We start from the raw sequence: 22,135 nt of genomic DNA, 5'->3' as shown, positions 1-22,135 counted from the left end.
GAGAATTACTGGGGGAACCCTGAAATTTTCGGCTTAGTTGCCGGCAGCTTGCCGCCAACTCACTCCTCTAGATAAGTATTTTGACTCACGCTCCTTCCTCTTTTGAGACGTTGTGACACTTAGGGTGCGGAATGTGGGTTGTTGGGTAAGACTTTTAGACCTTTTTGAAATCCAAAAGTGCCAGGCGTGGGAGTGATCAGGGGGAAAATTCAGGTACTTTTTCCCCGAAAATTAGGTAATTGACCCCCTGAAAATGGGTAAAACCCTACACCCCACACCCCACGAGAAACTTTTTGCCGCAAACCCCAATCACATCGCGTAAAATGGTAGCGCCTCCGACCAATGGGGGCGTTTTCCCGTTTGCCAATCCAAATGGGCTAAATCGAGGATAGCGGGGGCATTTATGCCTAAATAGTTGGGTGTGGCTAATCTTTGATAGGAAATAGTTAAGTTTTCTAAGGTCTGCTGCCATTGTTCCAAAGTCATCAGGCTATCAGCTAAATAAACCCGATTACCCCGATAGATGCCCACATACAATTGTCCCCTAGTGGCGGGCATTTCTAGGGCTAGATAGGTATCAAGGGGGTAAAAATCCCGTTGTGACCAAGCAAAGGCCGCTAAACTGGAGACGGTAAAAATCGGTAGCTGTAATTGTTGTGCTAGGGTTCTAGCGGTGACTATACCGATGCGGGTACTGGTAAAGCTCCCCGGACCCCTAGCAGTGGCGAGAAAGGCTAAATCTGCCCATTTTTGCGGGGCTAGGAACTTTTTTAGATAGGGGTGGAATAGGTTTGATAAATCCCTGTCTAAGTCCCAAGTTTGTTGACGACTATCATCCCTGAAATTAGAGAGGGCCAGTCCCAGTTGGGGACTGCTGGTATGCAAAGCTAATCCATAGACAGGGGAAGACAAGTCGATCTTTCTGTATCAGTAAGTTTTTATGGGTCGCCTGGGATTCGAACCCAAGACCAATCGGTTAAAAGCCGAGTGCTCTACCGCTGAGCTAGCGACCCGTTTCGTGTTCTGCACACGATTCATCAATATAACATCTTATCGAGGCTAAGTCAAGGGGTAATTTAAATTTGATTGACTCGCATTTCCACGATCGCCTCGCGGCTGCTCTGGGGTTCTAGGTAGGTCAAATGTTCGCCTGTGTTAAGGGCGTTGCGGGGAGCGCTCCAAGGTTCGAGACAGATATAATTTTTATCTTTCAGGGTCCAAAAAACTATAGTTGTATAGAGATCGTCGTAACTGAGGACAATTTGGCGCTGATGATAAGAATCACTAAAACCACTTTGATGGCGCGTAATTTGCGGAAAAGCGGCATCAATTTCTTCGAGATTAAAGTCAAAGTTACCAGAGTAGTAATGGAAGGTTTTCGTGCGTTGGTCGAGGTATTGGGAGGAGGGAATATCAAAGGACAATCGGGTTTTATCGGTGACTTGAAAATAGGGATGGAAGCCGATAGAAAAGGGCATTTTTTCGGGGGAAAGATTGATTACTTTTTGGTGAATTCTGAGGCTGTTTCCTTGCAGTTGATAGGTAAAGATTAATTGAAAATCAAAGGGATAGACTTGACGAGTGGCTTCATTACTGTTTAATTCTAGGGTTAAACTAGCGGCGGTTTCGCTGCTTTGTTTGCTGACTTGCCAAGGTAAATCACGAGCAAATCCGTGTTGTTTGAGGCTATAGTTTCGGCCTTCGTGTTGATAGGTACTATCGGGTAAATTGCCGCAGATAGGAAATAAAATCGGGACTCCTCCGCGGACGCTGAGGTTAGGATCTTTGAATCTTTCTCTGTCCAGATATAAAAGATCTTCTCCGCAAATTTGCCAACGGGTGATGATTCCTCCTCTAGCGGGAACCACTTCCAGATAAGCGTCAGCCTCTTCATCCTTGAGACAATAGGTAAGATATTGATTTTGGTTTTGAGTGATAGTAAAGGTCATATCAGTTATCAGTTATCAGTTATCAGTTATCAGCTAACATAGAACGTAGGTTGGGTTGAAGCATGAAACCCAACACCCGCTCATGTTACGCTACCACTAACCCATCCTAACAAATAATTGTGCCTCCCTACTTAGCTTAACCAATGAGGTTTTAGATTCGTCCCTTGTGAATAAGCTGAGATAGACTAGCTTGAGATGAAAATTTGAGTAAGAAAATAGGCAATGGCGGCACTACCAACGGGTACAGTGAGATTATCTATACCCAGTTTCGAGAAAGTTTCTAGAATAGTAGCTCCGATCGCTGTCAATAAAGATACTAGAATAATTGGCGGATTAATGCCATTAACAAAAGATAAAATAATCAAGCTGACTAGAAAGCTGACTCCTAACATAGTCAGGGAACCTTCCAGACTTTTGCCACTGCCGAAAATTTTGTAGGGATGTTGACCGAAATTTTGTCCCACTAGGGCTGCTAATCCGTCTCCTAAAGCCATAATTAAAATACCCATTGCTGCGTATTCGGGGTGAGAAATTGGCCAAAAATAAGCCACAAGAACACCGATACTAACAGCATAAAAAAAAGTTCCCCAACTACGGCGACCGACACTATTAAGACTAGGTAAAATGGGTAAAAAATAGGATAGTATAGCAATAATGGCCGCTAGGATGGCCGCACTTATTCCCACCCAAGCGGGGATATTTAACCACCAGGCAAAAAGGATGACGTTTCCTGTGCCAATGTGGACAACTTTGCGGGTAATTTCGCCATCGGTACTGAAAACACTTTTTAATTTTTCAGCGATCAGAATCAGAACAGCTAGGTAACAGGCGACTAAACTGATCGAAAATAGGAGAGGGTGGGATAGTTCCACGTGGCAAAAGCGAAAATTGACTATCTATTTAGTTTAGGCGATCGAGGTGACATTGATGAAAGGAATTTTTATTGGCTTAATTGAGGGATATAGACGGTTTATTTCGCCGCTATTTCCCCCTTCCTGTCGTTTTCAACCCACCTGTTCCCAGTATGCCATAGAAGCGATCGATCGCTTTGGTGTGCTACGGGGTTCTTGGTTAGCAATTAAGCGTATTCTCCGTTGTCATCCCTTTCACCCCGGAGGTTACGATCCTGTGCCTCCCTGTAGCCACAAGCACGATTAAAAGCCACAGCAGTTATCTCAATGGTGAGATAAGAAGTTTTCGTTTTGGGGATTCAGGAGTCAGGATTCAGGAGTCAATAGCAAACTAGGTTATACTTCATCTTTAGGGTAAAGTCTGTAAAACTCTTGATATTTTTAGACCCGTTGATGATTGCCTATTTTCTTTTGGGAAAACGCTCGATATCGGCGATACCATAAAAGATAATCTGTTTATCTTTTAAACGTAGTCGATCGACCCTTAATTGAGTACCATCGAGAGCAAACTTATCTAAATCCATAAGGTTGTTAACGTGGCTGATTAAAGCTTCTCCTAAAGCTTTCGATCTTTCGTCCCCTTGATAAACCACCTCAACAAATTGAATTTTTCGCCGTTCTTCCACAACCACAGCAGCGGTCATTTCTAGAAGAATTGGTTCTTCTTCTGCCAATTTAATTAGACTTTTGAGAGTTAAAGTTTTATCGTCATTGAGAATTAATTCTGTGTTCTGACAGTGAATTGATTTACCTTCGTACTCTAATCTTTGCAGTTTTTCGACAATAAAAGGTGTATTAAAAGAGGTGGTTAAGTCGTCTTCCGTTAAAACTACCCGCAAAGTGGCCCGCGTCGGTTGACGGAGTTTCACCTGTCCGGTAAAAATGGCACTAAAATCGATCGCCACTGCCTGCACATACAATTCCATGGCTTCGATGCGTAGGCCATTGTACATGAGCATCGACTGACCGATAAAGTCAAAACCGTCGATACTGCCTTGCAGTAATTTGGCTACGGGTTCGGCGCGGACAGTCGCTGTCAGCTTGCCTGTGCGTTTGAATAATGCAGCGATCGCAGCACTCACCACTTTACTGATGAGTTGATCGCCGCTCTGATTGGGAAAAGGTAAGCTACCAAACACGCCTGCTGTCATATCTCTCATAGGTGGAACTGCAACGATCTTAACATTATTTAAAGTTTCTTTACATATCGTTTTATTAATGAAGATGATAAGCAATCTGTATGATTCTGTAGAGGTTATAAATTTTTAGCGGTCTATCGCGTGGGAGGGGATAGGATGGAAAAACGCTACTATCCCAGTGATATAGCGTTTTTCACTTAAAAAATCGGGGTTAAAAACGTGGTTGCCATTTCAGATCAACAACCGTTAGCCGCTACCCACAACCACAGCGATCGAGTGGCGGTATTATTGATGGGATACGGGGAAGTGGAGAGTTACGAGGACTTCGCCAACTATAATGAACAGGCCTTAAATTTGCTGACGGCTAAGTTCGCTCCTGTGCCGACTTGGGTTTATCCTCCCCTAGCGAAATTATTGGCCATATTTGACCTACACGAATGGCAGCACCAGCATAATCACTTTATTTCCCCCCATAACCACATTTTCGAGCATCAAAGACAGGAAATTGAGCGCAATTTACAGGCAAAATGGGGTAATCGGGTGGAGGTATTCAAAGCGTTTAACTTCTGTGCGCCTTTTTTACCGGCACAGATATTAACGGAAATCCGCGAGCGGGGATTCGAGAAAATTTTGATCTATCCTCTCCTCGTTGTTGATTCTATCTTTACCAGTGGCATTGCCATCGAACAGGTTAATAAAGCTTTAGCTCAAGGACAAACGGGGGAACATTGGGTTAAAGGATTGCGCTATATTCCCTCGTTTTATAACCAACCCGCTTATATAGATCTAATGGCGCGGTTAGTGGAGGAAAAAATCGCGGCCGAGGTAGCTAGTAGCTGTCTTCCCTCGCAAATTGGCATTATTTTAATGAATCACGGTTGTCCCCACGAAGCTAAGGGATTTACGTCGGGAATCGATGAAAGTCAAGCTTTATACGAGTTAGTCCGGGAAAAATTAATCTATCGTTATCCCTTGATTTCTGTGGGTTGGTTAAATCACCAAACCCCCTTAATTAAATGGACGCAACCGAATGCAGAGTTAGCGGCGAAGAATTTGATTGAATTAGGGGCCAAAGCTTTAATTTTCATGCCGATTGGCTTTGCTACGGAAAATCACGAAACTTTACTGGATGTGGAGCATATTATCGAAGCTTTACGCCGCAAACACGACCAAGTTAATTATGTGCAGATGGCCTGTGTCAACGATAACCCCGAATTTTGCCGGATGGCTGCCGATTGGGCCGATGAACATATCGAAGCTTTACTGTCACAAGAGACTTTATCTGTCAATAGTTCTGTAACAATTCCTCACATTCATTCCGATAACCATCATCACCACGGACATCACCATCATCATTAAGCTTGGACAGTGGCAAAGAGGGGCAACGGCGAAAATTAGTCCTACCACTTGTCACTGTTGGAGCTATAATCTATAATTGTGCTTTCCTGGGTACGTAGCTCAATGGATAGAGCATCCGCCTTCTAAGCGGACGGTTGTAGGTTCGATCCCTACCGTACCCGTTATTGTTAAGTAGGGATTGGAAATTCTCTCCTCTTGTCCCGGGGACAATCGCTTTGATGCGGTGAGCGTGGAATTGGGTCAGTTGAATCCCGTTGGTTGATATTAATTGTGTTTAATTTAGTTGGCGATCGAGTTGAGGATCAGTCAAGGGAGAAGGCAAAGGCGAATAGGACATACTGCGCCACAATATCTCACGGAATGAGGATAGGTCGCCTGAAAAGGGGTAAAACAGGGGAAAACACCTGAAACTCCTTCTTCTGTGAATCACTGTCTTATGGCGAAAGGAGAAACAGCAGTCTAGAAAAGAGTTCTGGTATTATTTATAGACATCGCCGCGAGGTTTAATAGTTGTAATGACGTATAGATTGTTATTTCTATCTTCAAAAAACAACACTCGATACTTACCTACTCGCAATCTTAGTTCATCTCTTCCGTAAAGGGGTTTAATATCTAATTTTGTAGAATCCGAAATCAAAGTATCCAAAGCTTCAAGAAGACGAATTTGATCATTTTTAGGCATCCTTTCTAAGGAGCGTTCTGCTTGTCTAAGTAGAATATAATCAGCCAAGTTTATCTCCAAATAATTTGTATTTTAATTCTGTTGAAGTGATTCCAGTATCTCGACCAGATAAATAATCTTGCCATGCTGCTTGGCTTTCAGCAAGTTCTTCGGCTGGAATGATCTCATCGTCATCTTTTGGCGCTACGGTCGGCTTGATGATAGTTTTTAAATCCTCTAAAAGTCGCAACTTATCCGTAAGGGGAAGATTCTCTATTTGGCTGAGGATTTCATAGTAAGTTGTCATAGACCTTGATCGTATCAGATAATCCGAACACACCTCAAATAATACCACATCCAGATACTAACCAAAAATGGTAAAAGCGGTGGGCTGTTCACAACCGACTTGGTTCTGCGGTTTCTTTATCGGGATTAAGAGAGAAATATAAAAATTTATTAAACTGTAACTTTTAATACAGTTGTGGGGGGGGGAATGTGTATTGTTCTACTATCTGCCTTGTGTCTTGGGTTGGGTTGTTGCTTCACCTAGCTGCGAGAAGGTGATCGCACTTTTGAGGAGATACATTAATGAAAACAAGTGTAATATACATAACGGCTGTATTAACTTTATTGGGACTAACTGTGTCTCGACAAGCTAAAACATTTAACTTAAGTGAAAACAAAGACTTTTTAATAGCTCAATCTGGTCAAGTATATAAGTGTATAAATGATCATGGCAGATTTTCGATAGTGCCAGGTATTCCTGGTGCAACTTCCAGTAGGGTTACTTGCCTGATCCCCGTGAAATCGGTAAAAAGATGTATGTACAAAAGATTTCTTGATAAAACTTTCCATCGTTGTTCTTTAGCCATACCAGCTTTAGATGGTGTTCCAGTCAATACATATTATTCCATAGGAACAAATGGGGGACTCACAACATTGTTTACTATCGATTAATTTACAGGAATATCTATCCATGTATCGATTAGTGTGGGAATCTCTGATACCTCAATATTTTTGAGAACTTGTTTCATGGCTTAAGTAGGTGCATCTACATCTTTCATTGTACCTTATCTAATCATATCTACATATCTAATAGTGTTCCTCAAATTATAACTTTCCTCCTCTCCCTCGGCACACTTGGCGCAGTTTCAACCCTCAAGCGCAAACTAAAACCCTCCCAATCCATTGAAAAAGAAACCACAAAAGTTGGCTAAATTGCTTCTAAAATACCATAAATGCCCCTTCATTTAGTCAGTTGAGGGGTTATTTTTTGTCCATGTTTCTATTCATTAATTTTTATTAATTAATCGATCACAAGTATTTTTTTGTGATATAATGGGGCGGTTTATACAAATATTTTAATTTTTAATGACTATTGTGATTCCCAACGAAATTATACAAGCAACAGGAAAAAACGAGCAACTGTTGCAACTAGAACTGGCAATCATTATGTTTAGAGACTATCATATCAGTAGCGCAAAAGCGGCTGATTTTGCCAACTTATCTTTAATTGAATTTCGTCAAGAAGTCGCCAAGAGGAATATTTGTGTAAATTATGATAGTGTAGATTGGCAACAAGAATTACAAACCTTAAAAACCTTAGGTGATCTGTGATTGTTGTTAGTAACACCTCTCCGATTACCAGTTTAGCTGCTATCGGCTATCTTAACTTGCTCCATGATATCTATGGAACAATTATTATTCCAGTGGCTGTTTATGAAGAAATGACAGGATTAGGTTATTCAGTTCCTGGCACTATTGAAGTTCAAACCCTATCCTGGATAGAAAAGCGAGAGTTAGAGAATCGGTTATTATTAGAAGAATTACAGAAGGAATTACACCGAGGAGAATCAGAAACGATAGCTTTAGCGATTTCTTCAAATGCTGATAGAGTAATTATAGACGAGAACCCTGGCAGAAAGAAAGCAATTAGTTTAGGATTGAATGTTATTGGAATTTTAGGTATTTTATTAATTGCCAAAAGAAGAAGATTAATTCCTAATATTCAGCCGTTAATGGATGATTTGATTTTTAAAGCAGGTTTCCGTGTTAATCAAATATTGTATTTAGACATATTAAAAACAGCGCAAGAAATTGATGAAAACCCATAACTAAAGCCTTCAAAATCTTCTTATTTAATTGTTGCTAACTAATTGACAACAAGAGCGTTTTTTTGTGGTAAAATGGTTGGTCTAGTGTAAATATAGTAAAAGTTGAAATGTCTGTCACCCATATTAATAATCTTCAAGACCAGATTTTGCAAAGTATTAAGACTTTACCGCTAGAAAAACAGCAACAAGTCCTTGAATTTGTCAAATCCTTACAAAGAAATTCACGTTTTCAGAAATGGGATAATATTTCAGATGCAGAAGCACAATCGTTACAAAATGAATTTGCTCAAGAGGATATTAGCTTTTCAGAAAGTATTTTACCCGATTATTTATCTCACCTTGAACAAGAGGATAAGGAATAAATGCGAGGCGATATTTATCTAGCTGATTTTAATCCGAGTCGTGGTTCAGAACAAGCTGGTATTCGACCTGTTATTATTGTCCAACATAACAATATTGATCGCTTCACTAGCACTGTTGTTGTAATTCCATTAACCAGTAATTTACGTCGCGCACAAATTCCCGGAACAATGGTTATTCCCGCAGGACAAGGAGGCTTAAATCAGGAATCAGTAGCCTTATGTTATCAAATTGTTGTTATTGATAGACAACGACTTCAACGACAGTTGGGGACACTTTCTTCTAGTTATTTACAGCAATTGGAAGATGTTATGCGATACACATTAGATTTAACATAAAACACTAATATGAATGTTTAATTAGGGTCTGCTGAATAAATCTAAAAACCTTGTTGGATAAGACTTTTGGACTTTTTTTCCCTCAAAAAGTGCCGACCTTTGGAGTGATTGGGGGGAAAATTCAGGTACTTTTTCCCTGAAAATTAGGTAATTGACCACCTGAAAATGGGTAAAACCCCAAACCCCAAACCCCACACCCTGCCACCAGGAAAAACTTTTTGCCGCAAACCCTAACTAGGGATGGGAAATTCTCTCCTATCGTCTTGGGGACAATCGCTATAAGATTAGCGTACTGCTACGCAGTGCCTTCGGCATCGCACTAATAATTTTTGATCATTAATTCCCTACCAGATGCCGCCGCTCCTTGTTTATAATTATTCATGCCATACTGAAGATTCCACTCGATAATATGGGCAAAATTAAAGAGTTTTCGTATCTCTGGACAATCATCGTAGGTAATTAACCATTTAGCCTGACATTGACGCATATTATCGGCAAAACGTTGATGATCGAAGCTGGTATGTAAATTACCTCTCACACCGTACAAACGGGATTTTGTGGCACTATAGTAGGGGGGATCGAGAAAGATAAAAACTTCTTTTCCCTCAACAAATAATAATTCTTCGTAGTCTTGGTTAGTAATTTTTACTGATGCTAATAACGGCGCAATTTGAGTTAATCTGGCCATTGATGAATCAGTAAATCTACTGGTAAAAGCTGCTTGAGAATAACCTCCCGAATCCACTGTTCCCGAAAAAGTAATCCGATTTAAGATAAAAAAACGCACTGCTTTCTCAAAGTCGGTTAACTTTAAATCTTCCCTTGTTAAATCTTGAAATAATTCTCGTCCAGTATCATATTTCTGTTTAATTTCTGTTATTTTTGCTACCAATAACTCAATATTTTCTTGAGCGCATTGCCAGAAACAATATAAATCATAATTTAAGTCATTAATCCAATAGGTTTTTATTTGTTGTCCAAAGAGTTGCTTAACAGCAAAAAATACAGAACCCCCACCAAAAAAAGGTTCTCGATATTCCCTAATATTCACAGGAATTTGCGGCATAATTTGCTTAATTGCCCGGGATTTCCCCCCGGGATAACGCAAGGGACTTTTAATTTTTGACATTTTATACTAAATCCGTTTATTATTGAATTCCGTCTAACGACCAAGTTAGTCCTCGTGCTTCTCCCCCGACTTTTACTTACTTTGTCTAGCTTGACTAACTTTTAGCCATGCAAAGATTTGTTGTGGAGTCAGTGTCAACTCAACCCCTGCAATTACCTTAAGTTGGTGATCCCCTCTGCAAACTTCCGGCTCTTGTTGGGGAGTAAACATTAAAACAGAATAATCATCTGGATCAAGCATCCATCCTAATTTACTGCCATGTTTTAAACAATGTAAAATGTTGTCAATTACACGGTTTACCTTTTGATCCGGTGAAAGAATTTCGATAGTCCAATCAGGTGCTTCCCTAAAGTCGTCCTCTGGTTCACCTGCTTGATTGAGGTTAATTCGATTCCATGCAATTACGGCAACATCAGGAACGATCGAACGCCCGCCGAAGGTACATCGCAACTCAGGTAAGGCTGTATAATCAACAGTGTGGCTGTCAACCGCAGCTAAAAGACGTTTTTGCAGGATAGAGTGTCGAGTCTTAGGCATGGGTTTCTGAATTGCGACTCCATGCAAGTATTCCCATGCTGGAGAATCCTCCAAATATGGCAATTCGAGGAAATCTTCAAGGGTGATACCCTCAGTCAAGGAAGTCGTCATCGTTTCAAGCAAAGGTTTTTTTGTGACTTTATTATAAATGAACTTTATCTGGGTTGCTTACCGACGATTCAGGTATATTTGAGGAGAATTTGCCCTCTCAATCAAATGGGTCGATTTCTTAACTATTCTAACTGACCAGTATCACTGGAAATGCCCACAAAGATCACAAAATTGGCCAATTGTCAATAGCATTTGAGATGCTCTCACCTTGGTTATGGCGCTTCCCACTCTTTCTTTTCTAGACACTCTGCAATTCGATATGTGTTTGCAATTCCTCCTATTTTTCCATGAGATCCTAATATTGGTAAATGGCCATATGGAGCATTCAGAGAAAAGTTAGGATCTTTTCCTTTTTTCCATCCCACTGCACTGCGAAACCTATGGTAAGCCTCTGAATTCTCATCAGTTAAATAGGGTTCACCGCCTTCACTTTTCCATATTTTTTGCTGAGTATCAAAGCCAAATCTGCCTTGACTTGCTTTTGACCACAAATCTTCAATAATCAACAAATCTTTGCAAGGAAATTCTTTCATAGTTTTTGTATCTATAAATCCTTCTCCTTCTCTATTGACCGTTTGCAACATTAGTCTTAGAGTCTCTCTATTAGCGTCCTCCCACCTATTTTCTTTAAGCAGTTTACGAAGACATGAATAATAAGCATCTCTGTTTGACGAAAATCCCTCCATAGGTTTACAAGTTACAAAGTGGCGATCATAGAAAAAATAGACAAAACCCATAATTGTAGCCAAAGCTGATAGAAAAGCTACAATTTCGATAGTAGTATGAATACCTAACTTTTTCCCAGACATACAGTCTCTCAGCTAGTCAAACGGTTGAACTCACCCGCCTTGTCAAAGTCTAGCAGAAAGTCGGGTGCAGTGATATGTCAGACAGTCGGCAGCCGGTCATAGGCTTCTGGCTCAACATCGGGAACTTTTGTTAAGATTGCCTGATACTTTTCTCGACTTCCCTTTTTGGACCTTTCTATTAGGTAATTTTCTGTCATCAACGCTGAAAGTTTCTCAGCGATCGCAGTAGAGATAAATTGATCGATCGAAATTCCATCACGAGCCGCTAGATCATCTAAACTTTTCTGTAATGAGTCGGGAATTTGAACTTGGATGGTACTCATGGTAACTTACCTATTAATCGTAGGAAACCTGAAGGCTCAAAGCGTGGGTTTCATTTTTAACATAGCCACCTTTACTCGATCGATAAATTACGATCAAACCAATTAGATTAACCATCTACTTAACTGTTGGTTTGCGAAATTTGGAAGGAGAAGGAAAATATTCTACCCGTTCATTTTTCAGAGCTTGTGCCATGAAATCGCGCCAAATGGGAGCGGCAAAACCGCCACCGGTGATACCTTTACCTAAAGTGCGGTTTCGGTCATCTCCAATCCACACTGCGGTGGCTAATTGGGGAACATAACCGACAAACCAGACATTTTTCTCGTTATCGGTAGTACCGGTTTTTCCCGCTGCTGGACGACCGATTTGGGCCGAGGTTGCTGTTCCTCCCTGAATAACTCCCTGTAGGACAGAGTTAAGAGAAGCGGTGGCCCAGGGGTCTAAAACTAGCTTCGGTTTGGGTGTATTATCGAGCATGACGTTACCCCGGCTATCAGTAACACGCATGATAAAGGTCGGCTCGGAATGCCAGCCATTACTGGCAAAAGTAGCGTAAGCTCCCGCCATTTCCAGAGGAGTCACATCCACGGAACCCAAAGGTAAAGAAGTGACGGCAATTAAAGGACTCTCGAAACCCAGCAGACGACAGACTTCAATGACTTTATTTATCCCGACACGACGACCGAGAACAACCGCGGGAATATTCAGAGACTGCATCAGAGCGCTACGCAGGGAAACCGGACCAGAAAAGCCGCCACCGTAGTTTTTTGGGCTATAGAAGCCGCCGCCCTCGCGAAAACGGATGGGAGCATCATTAACCACGGTTTCGGGGGTAAAACGACCACTAGCGAAGGCAGTATAATAGACGAAAGGTTTAAAAGCTGACCCCGGTTGACGACGGGATTGAATAGCTCGGTTTAATTGACTTTTATTGTAATCAACGCCACCGACGAGCGCCTTGACGAAATGGGTGCGGGGATCCACCGCAACTAGAGAAATTTGTAGGTCTTTGGTGCGAATACCGCGACCACGCAAGCCATTATAGGCCCGTTGAATGGTGGACTCGGCCATGTTTTGAAAGTCAAGATCGATCGTAGTTTGAATCCGCATTCCCCCTTTAATTAGAGTTTCTTTGCCAAATTTTTGCCGCAATTCTGCCACCACTGCATCGGTGACATAGGGTAACTTACTTTCTTGCCAAGCGGTGGGTTTACCCAGTTTCAGAGGTTCCTTTAAGGCGGCCTCTTCCTGTGCGGGGGTAATCCAACCTAAGCTACGCATCCGACTGAGAACCAGTGCCTGTCTTTCCTTGGCGGTTTTATAATTATTAAAAGGACTATAAACTTCCGGCGCTTGGATTAATCCGGCCATCATCGCCGATTCTGCTAAATTTAACTCGGAGGCGGGTTTATTAAAATAACTTTTAGCGGCGGTTTGAACTCCGTAATTATTATGACCCCAATAGATATTATTGAGGTACATTTCCAGAATGTCATTTTTGCTAAAAACCTGTTCTACTCGTATTGCTAGGACTGCTTCAGCTAATTTACGGCTAACGGTGCGAGCATGGGAAAGAAAGATATTTTTGACTAACTGCATGGTGATGGTAGATGCACCTTCCACCACACCGCCACTTTTCCAGTTAGCGATCACTGCCCGGCCGATACTATTAGGATTAATACCACGATGGTGATAAAAATGGCTATCTTCGATCGCCATCACTGCGCGTTTTAGATTGGGAGAAATTTGATCAAGTTCCACCACTTCCCGATGTGCTTCCCCGTGTAAGCTGGTCAGGGGTCTGCCTTTAACATCATAGATATAACTGGTTTCCGTGGGGACATAGCCCTGTAAAATCCTCACATCGGGTAGATTGCGGTAACTGATCGCTAATCCTACCACAGCCCCCGTCACCACGGCCGTGGATACCATCAACAGGCCGAGAGCGGTTCCCCCTGCGACTCTAGAGACTCCCTGAAGAAAGCTATCGGGGGAACTACTGGACTGCTGCTCTTTGTCTTGATTGCCGAGGGTACTGGTGGACACGATGGTTACAATTTCCTTTTTCCAAGAGGGGACTGATCGATCGAACTGGCTTGAAAGTCTATTCTATAGGTTTTGTTAAAAAATCGAATACTAGCTTACAGCAATTATGGCCGATCTGGCTCTAGATTCGATCGGCCATGGCAGGGGGATTAGGAGCAGCATAGTTAGATATCAGGGACAAAACAGGGTATCGCGGGTATTTCTGCCAGTTATGGGGTTAGTTCCTGTGGCTATCTCACAAAGATACTTTTCCACATCGGAGCGAATAATTGCATCGGTAAAATCGGCTCCGTCGATAATTGCACCTTTGATTAAAATGTTAGTGGCAAAAGCTCCTTCGAGAACGGCATTGGTAAAGTTGGCTCTGGTTAAACGGGCCGATTCTAAATCCACATTTCTCATATTGGCATCGCTAAAGTCGGCCCCCTCCAAGTTGGCAGAAAAAAAGCGTACTCCTTCCAGATTGGCATGACTGAAGTTACTACCGCGCAGATTAGAGTGATCGAAGGTGGAATCGCGCAAATCCTGCCCCCCAAAGTCATTATCGGTCAAATTGCGGTTATTGTAACTTAGGGCTTGGGCCGGAGCTAAGGAGAATAATAATACTAATATACTAGCAAACAAGATTAGTAGAGTTTTGCGAGAAAATTGCGCCATATTGCCACCTGATCAATCAACCTTTTCTATAATAAGCTGTACTGGATTTAAACCGCCTATCGGGAATTGTAGTACAAATGCTCGAACTGGCCGCCCCTCTATAGTTTCTCAACACGATTTATTATCATTACCCGGCACTCGTTGACAATTATCCCCGGATTTACCAAGGGCGATCGATCTGCTAGATTTTTGATGTTGGATATCTTAGATAGATATGGCTGGTCATAGTAAATGGGCAAATATTAAACGACAAAAAGCGCGGGTTGACGCCAAAAAAGGGCAAACTTTCACCCAGTTATCCCGGGCCATTATCGTGGCTACGCGTAACGGTGTTCCCGATCCGGCGGGCAATTTTCAGCTACGCACGGCGATCGAAAAAGCCAAGGCGGCCGGTATTCCCAATGACAATATCGAAAGAGCGATCGCTAAAGGGGCGGGAACGTGGGAAAATGACTCGGCTTTTGAGGAAATTCGCTACGAGGGTTATGGTCCGGGGGGTGTGGCGATCCTGATCGAAGCACTGACCGATAATCGCAATCGCACGGCTGCGGATCTGCGGGCGGCTTTTAGCAAAAATGGCGGTAATTTAGGTGAAACGGGCTGTGTGGGCTGGATGTTTGACCATAAGGGGGTAATTCGCCTTGAGGGAACTATTGATGAGGATAAGCTTTTAGAAGCTTCCCTAGAGGGCCAGGCCCAATCCTACGAGTTTTTTGACAGTGAGGAGGAAGGTCAAGGAGCAGAAGTTTTTACTGAGGTGTCTAACCTGGAGAGATTGAATAAGGTTCTGCAAGCAGCGGGATTTAAGGTCAAAGAAGCAGAATTACGCTGGATTCCCACTAATACCCTAGAAGTGAGCGATCGAGACCAGGCCCGTTTTTTATTCAAGTTAATCGACACCCTAGAATCCCTCGATGATGTGCAATCGGTGACGGCTAATTTTGATTTAGTTGAGGAATTGATGTTAGGGGATCTGTGATCCTAAATTCCCGGACTGCTCACTGATTCTAGGCCCAATCAAGAAATAATCTGTCCCCAAAATCGCGTAAAAATTCGGGTTCCGTAAAAATCGATCGCTCTGGCCATGATTTTTAACCTTTGACACACAGCACCTGCTTGAGAGTGGCGACAATTTCCACTAGATCAGCTTGTTGATTCATCACCCGTTGGATCGGTTTATAAGCCCCTGGAATCTCATCAATAACCCCCTCATCCTTGCGGCATTCAACCCCTTGGGTTTGGGCGATTAAATCATCAAGAGTAAAGGTTTTTTTAGCCAGATTTCTCGACATCAAGCGCCCGGCCCCGTGGGAACAGGAACAGAAGCTATTATGTTCTCCTTTACCTTTAACAATATAAGATTGCGCTCCCATGGAACCGGGGATAATGCCATAATCGGTTTCTCTAGCGCGGACGGCTCCTTTGCGGGTGACATAAACCTCCTCCCCAAAATGAATTTCTTTTTCGGCATAATTGTGATGACAATTAACTACTAAGAGGGGTTTAGTTGGTTTGCCTCCCGCTAGATGTTTTTCAACAATCCGTTTAAATCTAGCCATCATAATTTCCCGATTATAACGGGCATATTCCTGCGCCCATTGTAGGTCATGCCAGTAGGCGGCAAATTCTTCTGTACCGGCAACAAAGTAGGCCAAATCGAGGTCGGGTAATTTACATTCTGCTAGTTTGGCTAACTCTTTGGCAGTATCAATATGACATTGGGCCAGTTGATTACCAATACCTCTAGAACCGGAATGGAGCATTAACCAAACTTGATTATCTGTATCTAAACAAATTTCGATAAAGTGATTACCACCCCCCAGAGAACCCATTTGTTTAAGGGCTTTTTTCTCTAGGTTTTGTACCCCTCGATGAATCTGTTTAAATTCCCCCCATTTTGACCATTTAGTCACTTCCCGATCCACTTCTTTATTTTCCGCAAAACCGACGGGAATATTCGCCTCTACATCGAGGCGAATTTTTTTAAGTTTTCCCTGCAATTGTTCACCAGTAAAAGGCATTTTTAGGGCAGCCATGCCGCAACCGATATCGACTCCGACGGCGGCGGGAATTACGGCATCTTTGGTGGCAATCACCGAACCGACTAAAGCACCTTTACCCAAGTGAACATCGGGCATTAAAGAAATGTGTTTATAAACAAAAGGTAGGGAGGCAACATTTTTGGCCATTTGGGTTTCTTGGGTCCCCAATTCATGGCCTGCCCAAGATAAAATCGGTGTCGGGGTGGAAAGTTCCAGAGTTTCGTAAGCCATAGTTTTTATGAAATAATCAGATAAAAGGCGGATGCAACTAAGACAATAAGGCAATTGAGATTCTGCGATGAATTAGATAAATTGTGATCGGCGATCGTGTTTTAGCGCCAGAGGATAAGCTGTTGACTATCTAAATTACTCGTTCAGACTGCACCAGAGTTCTGAGCATTTGTACTAAAATTGTCAAGACGCAGTTTAAATGCAGTACAGCTTATTACCTATATTACATTATATACTACATTCGTGTTATCAACAAGTTCCCAGAAAGAGCAGGCATTGGGGAGCTTTTTTGCTGTGATCGGTAAACAGTAAGCTGTTCAGCATCTAAATAGCGTATAACAGAAACAGTAACTTAGTCAAAAAATTCAATGATGAGCAATCTTACTGATTTACTCGCACTTCCATTTGGCAAACCTTTAGCTGAGATCGATGCCACAATCCTTGAGAGTTTTGGGGATAATTGTTACAAAATAAATGATCAGATTTATTTATTAACAATGAGTATTGACAATATTCCTGTATATAGAGGTCTTGCTTGGATAGTTTCTGAGCGGGCAGCCGCCTGGATTTTTACAGGTCGTTGGTCTGATGATGAAATCAAACTGCCGCCACCAGATATTCTTTTACCAATGTTTACTATAAAAGATTATCAAAGTGTTTGTGAATTTGGCCGGCAAGTAGATCAGAAAAACTTTGTTAATGATCTTCCAGGGCCGCGAAGAGTAAAATTTAGCAACTACACTTACTATTATCGCATGGTAGAACCCCGTCAATCGGATGATCCTATTGGTATCGAGATCGATCGCCGACCAGAACAGTATAGGTATTGGGGAAATTCTCTAGTCATTATTAATAGTTGGCAAAGAACGATAACTAAAACCTTTCTTGACTTTCAACAATGTTCTCTTAACAATTTAAGAGGAGGGGGAGTCAATACTGGTAGTCATCTTATTCAGTTGAGAAGTTTTGGAAAGCCTGATAATTATCGGGAATCTATTTTATCTGTTTTTAATCCACCTACTCTATGCTATTTTGATTTGGGCTTAGAATTTGTGCCTTCTGTAGATATGCGTTTGGCCTACATCTACATCTATTTACAACCTAACTGTAGCAGTTTATTTTCCGAGGAAACCCGTTCTTCTACCTTTAGGGTTTTTTCTGGTGATCTTCTTTACGGAAATAGATTAATTAGTGCCTCTGAATTAGAGGATTTTCCTGGGTTAATTAACAGTTTTCAAGATAGCAGATTTAAACGATATGACACCGATACTTATATTCAAGAAATAAATGGAATACGCACAGGAACAATTGTTTTTACTCATGATTACATAATCTTATATTAATAAGTAGGTGGGTGGAATTAAATATAAGATGAACGTAGGTTGGGTTGAAGCATGAAACCCAACGCCCGCTCATGTTAGGCTACCGCTAACCCATCCTACAAATAATTGTGCCTCCCTACTTAGCACGATCTTTCAGTTATTAATAAAGTAAAGTGGCTCTTCTGGTTTCTGTGTGGAAACGAGGTCTATACTGATACTTTCTTCCGCAAAATAGCCCTAAAAGTCTTGCCCGATAAGCATTTCACGATTCCATAAGCAAAAATTATCACACAAAGTCGAGAAGAGCCGTAAAGTGCGGTAAATTTCTGAACTCTGGTAATGATCTTGATGTCTGAGATTCATATTTTCTACTTAAAAGAGAGGAAGTGAGGGATTTCCACCACCACTCCAGGGAAACCAAGGAGAGCGAGCATGGAGTGGTAAGAACTAAGAGTTTGTCTCACTTCTGACTCCTTTCCTTCACCACTAACTCTTTGATCCCGAACTGACATTAGCAATACTACCAAAAAGGTTCGGATACCTACACTATCAAGAAAGCGGGGTTATTTTGCACTATAGAGATAACGAAGGAACTGATAGGGGTGGGTATCGCCTAAAAACCGAGTACAGTTCCGATTCTAGAAGTCACTATAATTTGTATCGGAGCAGCACAAAGATTATGGGAAAAGTAGTTGGAATTGACTTAGGGACGACTAACTCCTGCGTCGCGGTTATGGAAGGGGGTAAACCCACCGTTATCGCCAACGCCGAAGGGTTTAGAACCACGCCCTCAGTCGTCGCCTACGCCAAAAGTGGCGATCGCCTAGTAGGACAAATCGCCAAACGTCAAGCGGTAATGAACCCGCAAAATACTTTTTATTCCGTCAAACGCTTCATCGGCAGGAAATTCAACGAAGTTACCAACGAAGCCACAGAAGTATCCTACAAAACTCTCCAGGACGGCAACGGCAACGTTAAATTAGACTGTCCCGCCCAGGGCAAACAATTCGCCCCCGAAGAAATTTCCGCCCAGGTACTGCGGAAACTGGTGGAAGATGCCAGTAAATACCTCGGCGAAACCGTTACCCAAGCAGTCATCACCGTACCCGCTTATTTTAACGACTCCCAACGTCAAGCCACCAAAGATGCCGGGAGAATTGCTGGGGTTGAAGTTCTCCGCATTATCAACGAACCCACCGCCGCCTCTCTTGCCTACGGATTAGACAAAAAAGCTAACGAAACCATTCTCGTTTTTGACTTGGGTGGAGGAACCTTTGACGTATCGGTTCTAGAAGTGGGTGATGGTGTCTTTGAAGTTCTCGCTACCTCTGGAGATACTCATCTCGGTGGTGATGACTTCGATAAAAAAATCGTTGATTATCTAGCCGGAGAATTCAAAAAAGTTGAAGGAATAGATCTCCGTCAAGATAAACAAGCCCTGCAACGTCTCACAGAAGCGGCAGAAAAAGCCAAAATTGAGCTTTCTAGCGTTACCCAAGCGGAAATTAACCTGCCCTTCATCACCGCTACCGCCGAAGGACCAAAACACCTAGATACTACCCTAACCAGAGCTAAATTTGAAGAAATTTGCGCCGATTTAATCGATCGCTGTCGGATTCCCGTCGAAAATGCCATCCGTGATGCCAAAATCGATAAATCTGCCCTCGATGAAGTGGTTCTCGTCGGTGGTTCAACCCGGATTCCCGCCGTCCAGGAATTAGTTAAAAAAGTTCTGGGCAAAGATCCTAACCAAAGCGTTAACCCCGATGAAGTGGTAGCCGTCGGCGCCGCTATTCAAGGTGGTGTTCTCGCCGGTGAAGTCAAAGATATTCTTCTGCTTGATGTTTCGCCCCTGTCTTTGGGTGTGGAAACCCTCGGCGGTGTGATGACGCGGATTATTACCCGCAACACCACTATCCCCACCAAAAAATCGGAAGTTTTCTCCACGGCAGTAGATGGACAAACTAACGTGGAAATCCACGTCCTGCAAGGGGAACGGGAAATGGCCAAAGATAACAAGAGTTTGGGAACTTTCCGACTCGATGGTATCCCTCCCGCTCCTCGTGGTGTGCCTCAAATCGAAGTGGTTTTCGACATCGATGCTAACGGTATTCTCAATGTCACCGCTAAGGATAAAGGTACAGGAAAAGAACAATCGATCAGCATCACCGGCGCTTCTACCTTGCCCCAAAATGAAGTGGAACGCATGGTTAATGAGGCAGAATCGAACGCCTCGGTGGATAAGGAACGTCGTGAACGCATTGAACGCAAAAATCAAGCTGATTCCTTGGTTTATCAAGCTGAGAAGCAGTTGGAAGAGTTAGGCGATAAGGTTCCTCCATCTGAGAAAAATAAAGCCCAAGGGTTGATTAAAGACCTGAAAGAAGCGATCGCTCAAGACGATGATGGTAAGATCAAAACCATCCTACCGGAATTACAACAAGCCCTCTACGCGATCGGTAGTAGTATGTATCAGCAAGGAGCCCCTAGCAATCCCCCCGGTGGCAATAATGACAATGGCCCCTCTGGTGGTGCTGGTGGTGGCGATGATGTCATCGATGCGGAATTCTCCGACGCTAAATAAAAATTAAGTTCTTAGCTTCGGGAAGGACACAAGTTAACTTGTGTCCTTTTTTCCTTGCGGCTTTCTTAAAGATAAGGCTATCACCGAAAATTAGGACTAAACTTAAGTGAACCATCTTGGAGGACTAAGATTAAGAAAATGGAAATTTACCAATTTAGCCAACGCCAGACAATTATTATGGCTATTCTAGTCCTCTATCTCGGTAAGTATTTAACCAAAAATATCAAATTTCTGCAAGATTATAACATTCCTGATGCCGTTGCTGGTGGTGTCTTGGCTTCCTTGTTTTTAGGTCTATTTTTTGCTGTTTTTAAATGGCAAATTGAATTTACCCTTAATGTTCGGGATGCCCTGTTAATCGTTTTTTTTACTACTATCGGGCTGTCCTCAAAACTAAAAACCCTGCTGCAAGGGGGGAAACCCTTGCTAATTTTATTAATAACCGCCGTGGTTTATCTCATTCTACAAAATTTAGCTGGGTTAGGAGTGGCAAAAGTGATGGGATTAGATTTACCCATCGGTTTGATTGCTGGTTCCGTTTCTTTGAGTGGGGGTCACGGGACTGCCATTGCTTGGGCTTCTATTTTTCGTGATAATTATGGCATCGCCAAAGCATCAGAAATCGGTGTAGCTAGTGCTACTTTTGGGCTAGTTTTAGGGGGAATTATTGGCGGACCGGTGGCTAAATGGTTAATTACTAGAAATCGACTGCGAGCCAATAATCAAGATCAAGATTTAACGGTGGGAATTAAACAAAGCCAGAGGAATGTTAATATCGATTACAATACAATGCTCCATTCAATCTTAGTGATTGGTTTAACTATCGGTTTAGGTAATCAGATTAACTACTGGGTAACTACCCTCGGTTTAAAATTACCGGATTTTGTCACCTGTTTATTGGCAGGAATTATCCTGACTAATACCGTACCTTTGGTGTTGAAACGCTTTCCTTGGCCCGCTAATACGCCCTCTTTAGCCTTAATTTCTGATGTTAGTCTCGGTTTATTCCTATCTATGTCCTTGATGAGTTTACAATTATGGACATTGATCGATTTGGCCGGACCGATTGCTATCCTGTTATTAGTGCAGTTCTCACTCAGTATTATTTATACTGTTTTACTGGTCTTTCCCTTAATGGGAAAAAACTATCATGCTTCAGTAGTTTGCGCCGGTTATTTGGGTTTAACTCTAGGGGCAACTCCCACAGCGATTGCCAATATGACAGCGGTGACGGAACATTTTGGGGCTTCTCCCCAGGCATTTATTATTGTTCCTTTGGTGGGGGCATTTTTTATTGATTTGTTTAATGCTTTTATCATCCAGCAATTTTTGAATTTTCTGACTTAAAAATTTTTATCGATCAAGTAATTATGGCTCTTCGGTTTGTGTTATGCAATGGACGGGGGTTATAAGGGATGGAACCCCTATATAGAAAGGCATTTAGCGATTTTTGTCAATTGTTTTTGCTCTAGAGCAAACTAATCAATTAAGTCTCTTGCCAGATAAGGATTT

Annotated in this window: 24 protein-coding genes, 2 tRNA genes and 1 pseudogene; 13 read left to right on the top strand and 14 right to left on the bottom strand. The window is 42.2% G+C overall.

Annotated elements, in window-relative coordinates; genetic code table 11:
• Positions 1-309 precede the first annotated feature (309 nt).
• The 4 genes from tsaB to IM507_RS07610 all read right to left on the bottom strand — a co-directional run bounded on the left by tsaB (position 310) and on the right by IM507_RS07610 (position 2,821).
• On the bottom strand, positions 310-912 hold the full coding sequence (gene tsaB / locus IM507_RS07625) for a tRNA (adenosine(37)-N6)-threonylcarbamoyltransferase complex dimerization subunit type 1 TsaB (RefSeq protein ID WP_002732075.1): 603 nt from the start codon (positions 910-912) through the stop codon (positions 310-312).
• Positions 913-941: 29 nt separating this feature from the next.
• Positions 942-1,013: transfer RNA gene (locus IM507_RS07620), tRNA-Lys, on the bottom strand.
• Between the two features lie 63 nt (positions 1,014-1,076).
• Positions 1,077-1,949: an aldose epimerase family protein gene (locus tag IM507_RS07615; RefSeq protein ID WP_002731817.1), complete on the bottom strand. Its 873-nt coding sequence runs from the start codon at positions 1,947-1,949 to the stop codon at positions 1,077-1,079.
• A gap of 185 nt (positions 1,950-2,134) precedes the next feature.
• Positions 2,135-2,821: a diacylglycerol/polyprenol kinase family protein gene (locus tag IM507_RS07610; RefSeq protein WP_002732430.1), complete on the bottom strand. Its 687-nt coding sequence runs from the start codon at positions 2,819-2,821 to the stop codon at positions 2,135-2,137.
• A gap of 55 nt (positions 2,822-2,876) precedes the next feature.
• Here IM507_RS07610 and yidD point away from each other — a divergent pair, with 55 nt between their 5' ends.
• Positions 2,877-3,107 carry a membrane protein insertion efficiency factor YidD gene (gene yidD / locus IM507_RS07605; RefSeq protein WP_002732315.1) on the top strand — a complete coding sequence of 77 codons (231 nt, stop codon included), beginning with the start codon at positions 2,877-2,879 and terminating at the stop codon, positions 3,105-3,107.
• A 154-nt stretch (positions 3,108-3,261) separates the two neighbouring features.
• On the opposite strand, the gene IM507_RS07600 is transcribed toward yidD, so the two are convergent.
• A complete protein-coding gene (locus IM507_RS07600) occupies positions 3,262-4,020 on the bottom strand; it encodes an LmeA family phospholipid-binding protein (protein ID WP_123230494.1) in 759 nt (252 codons plus the stop codon).
• Between the two features lie 198 nt (positions 4,021-4,218).
• Here IM507_RS07600 and IM507_RS07595 point away from each other — a divergent pair, with 198 nt between their 5' ends.
• Together IM507_RS07595 and IM507_RS07590 are read left to right on the top strand one after the other, a co-directional pair.
• The gene (locus tag IM507_RS07595; protein WP_123230495.1) at positions 4,219-5,358 is read left to right on the top strand and encodes a ferrochelatase; all 1,140 of its coding nucleotides are present in this window, start codon (positions 4,219-4,221) and stop codon (positions 5,356-5,358) included.
• Positions 5,359-5,446: 88 nt separating this feature from the next.
• Positions 5,447-5,519, top strand: a tRNA-Arg gene (locus tag IM507_RS07590).
• Positions 5,520-5,836: 317 nt separating this feature from the next.
• Here IM507_RS07590 and IM507_RS07585 read toward each other — a convergent pair.
• On the bottom strand, positions 5,837-6,088 hold the full coding sequence (locus IM507_RS07585; protein ID WP_004162266.1) for a type II toxin-antitoxin system RelE family toxin: 252 nt from the start codon (positions 6,086-6,088) through the stop codon (positions 5,837-5,839).
• Positions 6,081-6,326 carry a hypothetical protein gene (locus tag IM507_RS07580; protein WP_002734321.1) on the bottom strand — a complete coding sequence of 82 codons (246 nt, stop codon included), beginning with the start codon at positions 6,324-6,326 and terminating at the stop codon, positions 6,081-6,083. Before IM507_RS07580 ends, IM507_RS07585 begins: the two co-directional genes overlap by 8 nt.
• Before the next feature lie 281 nt (positions 6,327-6,607).
• On the opposite strand from IM507_RS07580, the gene IM507_RS07575 reads away from it, so the two are divergent.
• From IM507_RS07575 to IM507_RS07550, 6 genes and pseudogenes are all read left to right on the top strand, one after another.
• On the top strand, positions 6,608-6,976 hold the full coding sequence (locus IM507_RS07575) for a hypothetical protein (protein WP_158499380.1): 369 nt from the start codon (positions 6,608-6,610) through the stop codon (positions 6,974-6,976).
• Positions 6,977-7,140: 164 nt separating this feature from the next.
• Positions 7,141-7,236, top strand: a pseudogene (locus tag IM507_RS07570) (PEP-CTERM sorting domain-containing protein); the annotation flags it as partial.
• A gap of 154 nt (positions 7,237-7,390) precedes the next feature.
• Positions 7,391-7,636 carry a UPF0175 family protein gene (locus tag IM507_RS07565; RefSeq protein WP_002770804.1) on the top strand — a complete coding sequence of 82 codons (246 nt, stop codon included), beginning with the start codon at positions 7,391-7,393 and terminating at the stop codon, positions 7,634-7,636.
• Positions 7,633-8,133, top strand: a complete 501-nt coding sequence (locus IM507_RS07560) for a PIN domain-containing protein (protein ID WP_002731701.1) — start codon at positions 7,633-7,635, stop codon at positions 8,131-8,133. Before IM507_RS07565 ends, IM507_RS07560 begins: the two co-directional genes overlap by 4 nt.
• Positions 8,134-8,240: 107 nt before the next feature.
• Positions 8,241-8,495, top strand: coding sequence for a hypothetical protein (locus IM507_RS07555; protein WP_002734916.1), 255 nt, complete (start codon positions 8,241-8,243; stop codon positions 8,493-8,495).
• Positions 8,496-8,831, top strand: a complete 336-nt coding sequence (locus IM507_RS07550) for a type II toxin-antitoxin system PemK/MazF family toxin (protein ID WP_002731935.1) — start codon at positions 8,496-8,498, stop codon at positions 8,829-8,831. It begins immediately after the preceding gene.
• A gap of 319 nt (positions 8,832-9,150) precedes the next feature.
• On the opposite strand, the gene IM507_RS07545 is transcribed toward IM507_RS07550, so the two are convergent.
• The 6 genes from IM507_RS07545 to IM507_RS07520 all read right to left on the bottom strand — a co-directional run bounded on the left by IM507_RS07545 (position 9,151) and on the right by IM507_RS07520 (position 14,444).
• Positions 9,151-9,960 carry a DNA adenine methylase gene (locus IM507_RS07545; RefSeq protein WP_002732985.1) on the bottom strand — a complete coding sequence of 270 codons (810 nt, stop codon included), beginning with the start codon at positions 9,958-9,960 and terminating at the stop codon, positions 9,151-9,153.
• Positions 9,961-10,032: 72 nt separating this feature from the next.
• Positions 10,033-10,608, bottom strand: a complete 576-nt coding sequence (locus IM507_RS07540; protein WP_002777660.1) for a Uma2 family endonuclease — start codon at positions 10,606-10,608, stop codon at positions 10,033-10,035.
• Positions 10,609-10,820: 212 nt separating this feature from the next.
• A complete protein-coding gene (locus IM507_RS07535; RefSeq protein WP_002746508.1) occupies positions 10,821-11,417 on the bottom strand; it encodes a GUN4 domain-containing protein in 597 nt (198 codons plus the stop codon).
• A 77-nt stretch (positions 11,418-11,494) separates the two neighbouring features.
• Positions 11,495-11,740: a CopG family transcriptional regulator gene (locus IM507_RS07530; protein ID WP_004162257.1), complete on the bottom strand. Its 246-nt coding sequence runs from the start codon at positions 11,738-11,740 to the stop codon at positions 11,495-11,497.
• 115 nt (positions 11,741-11,855) lie between these two features.
• Positions 11,856-13,787 carry a transglycosylase domain-containing protein gene (locus IM507_RS07525; RefSeq protein WP_287636843.1) on the bottom strand — a complete coding sequence of 644 codons (1,932 nt, stop codon included), beginning with the start codon at positions 13,785-13,787 and terminating at the stop codon, positions 11,856-11,858.
• A gap of 171 nt (positions 13,788-13,958) precedes the next feature.
• Entirely contained in the window at positions 13,959-14,444 is a 486-nt protein-coding gene (locus tag IM507_RS07520) for a pentapeptide repeat-containing protein (RefSeq protein ID WP_002734112.1), read from the bottom strand.
• 214 nt (positions 14,445-14,658) lie between these two features.
• Between IM507_RS07520 and IM507_RS07515 the strand changes: the two genes are divergently transcribed.
• The gene (locus tag IM507_RS07515; RefSeq protein ID WP_002734597.1) at positions 14,659-15,423 is read left to right on the top strand and encodes a YebC/PmpR family DNA-binding transcriptional regulator; all 765 of its coding nucleotides are present in this window, start codon (positions 14,659-14,661) and stop codon (positions 15,421-15,423) included.
• A 112-nt stretch (positions 15,424-15,535) separates the two neighbouring features.
• Here the strand turns inward: IM507_RS07515 and IM507_RS07510 are convergent, their stop codons facing one another.
• Entirely contained in the window at positions 15,536-16,717 is a 1,182-nt protein-coding gene (locus IM507_RS07510; RefSeq protein WP_123230497.1) for an RtcB family protein, read from the bottom strand.
• A 368-nt stretch (positions 16,718-17,085) separates the two neighbouring features.
• Here IM507_RS07510 and IM507_RS07505 point away from each other — a divergent pair, with 368 nt between their 5' ends.
• The 3 genes from IM507_RS07505 to gltS all read left to right on the top strand — a co-directional run bounded on the left by IM507_RS07505 (position 17,086) and on the right by gltS (position 21,970).
• Positions 17,086-18,060: a hypothetical protein gene (locus tag IM507_RS07505; protein WP_287636842.1), complete on the top strand. Its 975-nt coding sequence runs from the start codon at positions 17,086-17,088 to the stop codon at positions 18,058-18,060.
• Between the two features lie 658 nt (positions 18,061-18,718).
• The gene (gene dnaK / locus IM507_RS07500; protein ID WP_002750478.1) at positions 18,719-20,623 is read left to right on the top strand and encodes a molecular chaperone DnaK; all 1,905 of its coding nucleotides are present in this window, start codon (positions 18,719-18,721) and stop codon (positions 20,621-20,623) included.
• Positions 20,624-20,761: 138 nt separating this feature from the next.
• Entirely contained in the window at positions 20,762-21,970 is a 1,209-nt protein-coding gene (gene gltS, locus IM507_RS07495) for a sodium/glutamate symporter (RefSeq protein WP_002733019.1), read from the top strand.
• The last annotated feature ends 165 nt before the right edge of the window (positions 21,971-22,135 follow it).

It is taken from the genome of Microcystis sp. M20BS1, assembly GCF_020245305.1.
Lineage (GTDB): Bacteria > Cyanobacteriota > Cyanobacteriia > Cyanobacteriales > Microcystaceae > Microcystis > Microcystis ichthyoblabe_A.
Note: the sequence above shows the minus strand (reverse complement) of the source record. Positions and strands in the feature narration are given on the sequence as shown.

Excerpts from the sequence above, each read along its gene's own strand:
- IM507_RS07535 (WP_002746508.1), bottom strand. The coding sequence starts at position 11,417 with ATGTCTGGGAAAAAGTTAGGTATTCATACTACTATCGAAATTGTAGCT.
- IM507_RS07565 (WP_002770804.1), top strand. The coding sequence starts at position 7,391 with ATGACTATTGTGATTCCCAACGAAATTATACAAGCAACAGGAAAAAAC.
- IM507_RS07600 (WP_123230494.1), bottom strand. The coding sequence starts at position 4,020 with ATGAGAGATATGACAGCAGGCGTGTTTGGTAGCTTACCTTTTCCCAAT.
- IM507_RS07580 (WP_002734321.1), bottom strand. The coding sequence starts at position 6,326 with ATGACAACTTACTATGAAATCCTCAGCCAAATAGAGAATCTTCCCCTT.
- gltS (WP_002733019.1), top strand. The coding sequence starts at position 20,762 with ATGGAAATTTACCAATTTAGCCAACGCCAGACAATTATTATGGCTATT.
- yidD (WP_002732315.1), top strand. The coding sequence starts at position 2,877 with ATGAAAGGAATTTTTATTGGCTTAATTGAGGGATATAGACGGTTTATT.
- IM507_RS07520 (WP_002734112.1), bottom strand. The coding sequence starts at position 14,444 with ATGGCGCAATTTTCTCGCAAAACTCTACTAATCTTGTTTGCTAGTATA.
- IM507_RS07515 (WP_002734597.1), top strand. The coding sequence starts at position 14,659 with ATGGCTGGTCATAGTAAATGGGCAAATATTAAACGACAAAAAGCGCGG.
- dnaK (WP_002750478.1), top strand. The coding sequence starts at position 18,719 with ATGGGAAAAGTAGTTGGAATTGACTTAGGGACGACTAACTCCTGCGTC.
- IM507_RS07615 (WP_002731817.1), bottom strand. The coding sequence starts at position 1,949 with ATGACCTTTACTATCACTCAAAACCAAAATCAATATCTTACCTATTGT.
- IM507_RS07555 (WP_002734916.1), top strand. The coding sequence starts at position 8,241 with ATGTCTGTCACCCATATTAATAATCTTCAAGACCAGATTTTGCAAAGT.
- IM507_RS07540 (WP_002777660.1), bottom strand. The coding sequence starts at position 10,608 with ATGACGACTTCCTTGACTGAGGGTATCACCCTTGAAGATTTCCTCGAA.
- IM507_RS07550 (WP_002731935.1), top strand. The coding sequence starts at position 8,496 with ATGCGAGGCGATATTTATCTAGCTGATTTTAATCCGAGTCGTGGTTCA.
- IM507_RS07575 (WP_158499380.1), top strand. The coding sequence starts at position 6,608 with ATGAAAACAAGTGTAATATACATAACGGCTGTATTAACTTTATTGGGA.
- IM507_RS07505 (WP_287636842.1), top strand. The coding sequence starts at position 17,086 with ATGATGAGCAATCTTACTGATTTACTCGCACTTCCATTTGGCAAACCT.
- IM507_RS07530 (WP_004162257.1), bottom strand. The coding sequence starts at position 11,740 with ATGAGTACCATCCAAGTTCAAATTCCCGACTCATTACAGAAAAGTTTA.
- IM507_RS07545 (WP_002732985.1), bottom strand. The coding sequence starts at position 9,960 with ATGTCAAAAATTAAAAGTCCCTTGCGTTATCCCGGGGGGAAATCCCGG.
- IM507_RS07510 (WP_123230497.1), bottom strand. The coding sequence starts at position 16,717 with ATGGCTTACGAAACTCTGGAACTTTCCACCCCGACACCGATTTTATCT.